Origin of the sequence: Bacillus sp. JJ1474, assembly GCF_036965225.1 — a bacterium.
Lineage (GTDB): Bacteria > Bacillota > Bacilli > Bacillales > Cytobacillaceae > Cytobacillus.
In genome coordinates, this window is the sequence record NZ_JBALPC010000141.1 from 1 (window position 1) to 3720 (window position 3720).

The 3720-nt window shown below is 38.9% G+C and carries 3 protein-coding genes; all 3 read left to right on the top strand.

Annotation, left to right across the window (positions count from 1 at the left end; translation table 11 throughout):
* On the top strand, window positions 1-281 hold a 281-nt coding region (locus V7164_RS16845; protein ID WP_335354664.1), incomplete at its 5' end, for a helix-turn-helix domain-containing protein.
* Between the two features lie 257 nt (window positions 282-538).
* On the top strand, window positions 539-1891 hold the full coding sequence (locus tag V7164_RS16850; protein ID WP_335347587.1) for an aspartate aminotransferase family protein: 1353 nt from the start codon (window positions 539-541) through the stop codon (window positions 1889-1891).
* A gap of 89 nt (window positions 1892-1980) precedes the next feature.
* Window positions 1981-3495, top strand: a complete 1515-nt coding sequence (locus V7164_RS16855) for a CoA-acylating methylmalonate-semialdehyde dehydrogenase (RefSeq protein WP_335354665.1) — start codon at window positions 1981-1983, stop codon at window positions 3493-3495.
* Window positions 3496-3720: the final 225 nt, after the last annotated feature.

Sequence of the window (3720 nt, forward strand, 5' to 3'; positions counted from 1 at the left end):
ATTTAGCTAAAAAATATTTAAAGCCTCTCTATGATTATGATGCAAAAAATAATGGACAACTGATTGAAACATTACAAGCTTATCTGCAATGTAATTGTCTAAAAAATGAGACTGCAAAGAAGCTATTTATCGTCCGCCAAACTTTATATCATCGCTTATCCAAAATTGAAAGTTTAATAGGAAGTGATTATATGCTTCCACCAAAGCGCCTAGCTGTTGAATTGATGCTGCTTGCAACTCAATATAACTTCCAGATTATAGACTCTGAGAATTCCAAGTAGAGCAGGATTTTAATTTTCTAATTTTGAATATTCAGTTATTTGTTGCTAGCAGTTTGATTCTTAGTAAAAATACATTCTGTTCATTTTGTCAAATTCGTATCAAGGCCTTGATCTGCCCGGGAATGAATTTAGCTATCAAAAAGTGTCAATGTGTGAAACGGTAATTAGTTATCATTTAACATTGTGTCTGATGATAACCATGATATTAAGCCTCACAATTAAGGCAGAAGTAACAAATTTCTAAAGGAGTGGCTCAAATGAGGAATGTTCATATTACTGAAAGTTTAGTCACGAAAGATGAGAAATATCTTTGGAATTCAATGAAGCCTTATAACCCGCAAGCTACGACTATTATTCAAAAAGCGAAAGGAGCTTGGCTGACGGATATAGAGGGGAATCGCTATTTAGATGCCATGTCAGGTTTATGGTGTGTAAACGTTGGTTATGGAAGGGAAGAAATTGCAAAGGCTGCATATGACCAACTCCTTGAGAACAATTATACTCCCTTAACGGTTAGCCATCCTTCAGCGATTTTACTAGCCGAGAAAATCAGTGATTTATTAGGCGGGGATTACGTTGTATTTTTCTCAAATAGCGGCTCAGAAGCGAATGAAACAGCATTTAAAATTGCTCGCCAATATTTCCAGCAAAAAGGGCAAGGAACACGTTATAAAATTGTTTCGCGTTATCGCGCCTATCACGGGAACTCTATGGGCGCACTCGCGGCAACAGGGCAAGCTGAACGGAAATACAAATACGAACCATTATCGCCAGGATTTATTCATGTTAAAGCGCCGGATCAGTACCGTTACAATGAGGATGGATATAAGAATGTAGCCGATTTACCTTCTGTTAAAGCAGTAGATGAAATTATGACATGGGAACACTCAGAAACGATAGCTGCCATGATTTTGGAACCGATTATTACAGGCGGGGGGGTCATTATGCCTCCTGATGATTATTTAAAAGGTGTAAAAGAAGTTTGCGAGAAACACGGCGTCTTACTAATAGCAGATGAAGTAATCTGCGGCTTCGGACGTACAGGAAAAGCCTTCGGCCATCAACATTACGGAGTGCAGCCTGACATTATCACGATGGCAAAGGGGCTTACGAGCGCATATATGCCACTTTCTGCAACAGCTGTAAAGAGAGAAATTTATGACGAGTTCACTAGAAACGGAAACTATGACTTTTTCCGTCATGTTAATACATTTGGAGGCTCTCCCGCGGCATGTGCAGTTGCATTGAAAAACTTGGAAATTATGGAACGAGAAAATTTATTTGAACAATCTTCTATCATGGGTGAGATTTTAGTTACTGAATTAAAAAATAAACTATCACAATCCCCTCATGTTGGAGATATTCGAGGAAAGGGATTGCTTATAGGAATTGAGCTAGTAGAAGATCGCAGCACAAAGAATCCATTACCTGTAGAGAAAGTCAATCAAGTCATTGCAAAATGTAAAGAACAAGGGCTGATTATTGGGAAAAACGGTGTGACAGTTGCGGGCTATAACAATGTATTAACACTTTCCCCACCATTAAATATTACCTTGGAGGAAAAGGATTTCATTCTTGCAAGATTAGTGCAAGCAATTGAAGCTTTATGAGTGTTTATCCCAAATAGTAGAATCGCACGGATAGAGTCATATTTTCTATATGATATTTGCTGCTTAATTATTGAAAGGAGACTACGATAATGACAAACATTACTGAAGTGAAAGAACTTACACATTTTATTGAGGGAAAAATGACTGCTGGTAAAAGCGGCCGTTTCTCCGATGTGTTCAATCCTGCTACAGGAGAAGTCATTGCCAAAGTGCCGTTAGCTTCCGCAGAGGAAGTGAAAGATGCAATTGAAAAAGCAGAGGCTGCATTCCCTGCATGGCGGGATATCTCAGTAGCTAAACGCGCAGAGGTTGTAATGAAATTCCGGCACTTGCTAACGGAAAATAAAGATAAATTAATTGAATTAATCTGCACGGAAAGCGGAAAAACAGAAGAAGACGCAATAGGTGAAATTACCCGCGGGATAGAATCTGTAGATTTAGCTATAAATGCTCCTCATTTAATGAAAGGCGAATATTCAGTAAATGTAGGCGGGGAAATTAATGCTTATTCCGCTAAATATCCGCTAGGTGTAGTTACCGCAATCTCTCCATTCAACTTTCCAATCATGGTGCCGCTAGCCCAGACATGTATGGCGGTAGCAGTAGGAAATGCTGTTATTTTAAAAGCTTCCGAGCGAGTGCCTATGACACCCTTATTTGTGAGTGAATTATGGAAAGAAGCAGGGCTTCCAGATGGTATTTGGACAGTCATCAATGGAGATAAAGAGGCGGTTAATGAACTCCTTGAAAATCCGGCAGTACAGGCAGTTTCTTTTGTTGGCTCAACACCTGTAGCACAATATATTTATGAAACAAGCGCTAAATATGGAAAACGTGTCGTTGCATTAGGCGGAGGCAAAAATAATATGGTAGTCATGCCAGATGCTGATTTAGAACAAGTAGCGAATGCTTTCATCAGTGCAGGGTATGGGGCTGCTTCTCAACGATGTATGGCCATTTCTACATTAATGCCAGTGGGTCAAGAAACGGCGGATCGCTTAGTAGAAATTTTAAAAGAAAAGATTGATAACTTAAAAGTGGGGGCTTATACAGAGAATGTCGATTATGGCCCGGTTATCTCTCCGCAAGCAAAAGAAAATATTTTGAAAGCCATTGACCGCAGTGAAGAAGAAGGTGCAAAAATCATTTGTGATGGACGTAATAAAGACATAACAAAAAATAGCAAAGGCTTCTTCTTGGCACCAACTTTGCTTGATCATGTAAAACCGGGCATGGAAATTTACGATGAAGAAGTCTTCGGTCCCGTTCGAAATATTGTACGTGTAAACACATTAGAGGAAGCGATTAAATTAATCAATCAGCATGAATTAGGAAATGGCGTAACGATTTTTACAAACAATGGACTGGCAGCCAGAAAATTCACAACTGAAATTGATGTAGGAATGGTCGGTGTAAACGTTCCAATTCCAATTCCGGTTGGTTATCATAACTTTGCTGGTTTTAAGGGCTCAAGATTTGGTGATGGCCAAATGTTTGGTCCAGATCAAGCAAAATTTTATACAAAATCAAAGATGATTTCAGAACGCTGGCTATCAACAAGTGAAGACAAAAGTCTGTCATTTGCATTCCCAAGTAATAATTAATTAAGGTTTGTATTTAATCACAAATAATAACAGGTAAGTATGAGCGTTGACACAGCCATCAGGTGATTCTGGTGATTTGATTGCGTGTGGGCCAATTTCAAAAAATACGAAGAACTAGAATAAATAAGACCTTTCCGGATAATGGGAAAGGTCTTTCTTCAGAGGGAGCGGTAATTGGACAGGAAAGAGCCTTTATCTAAATAGTTGACAAAGTGTGTTTATCGG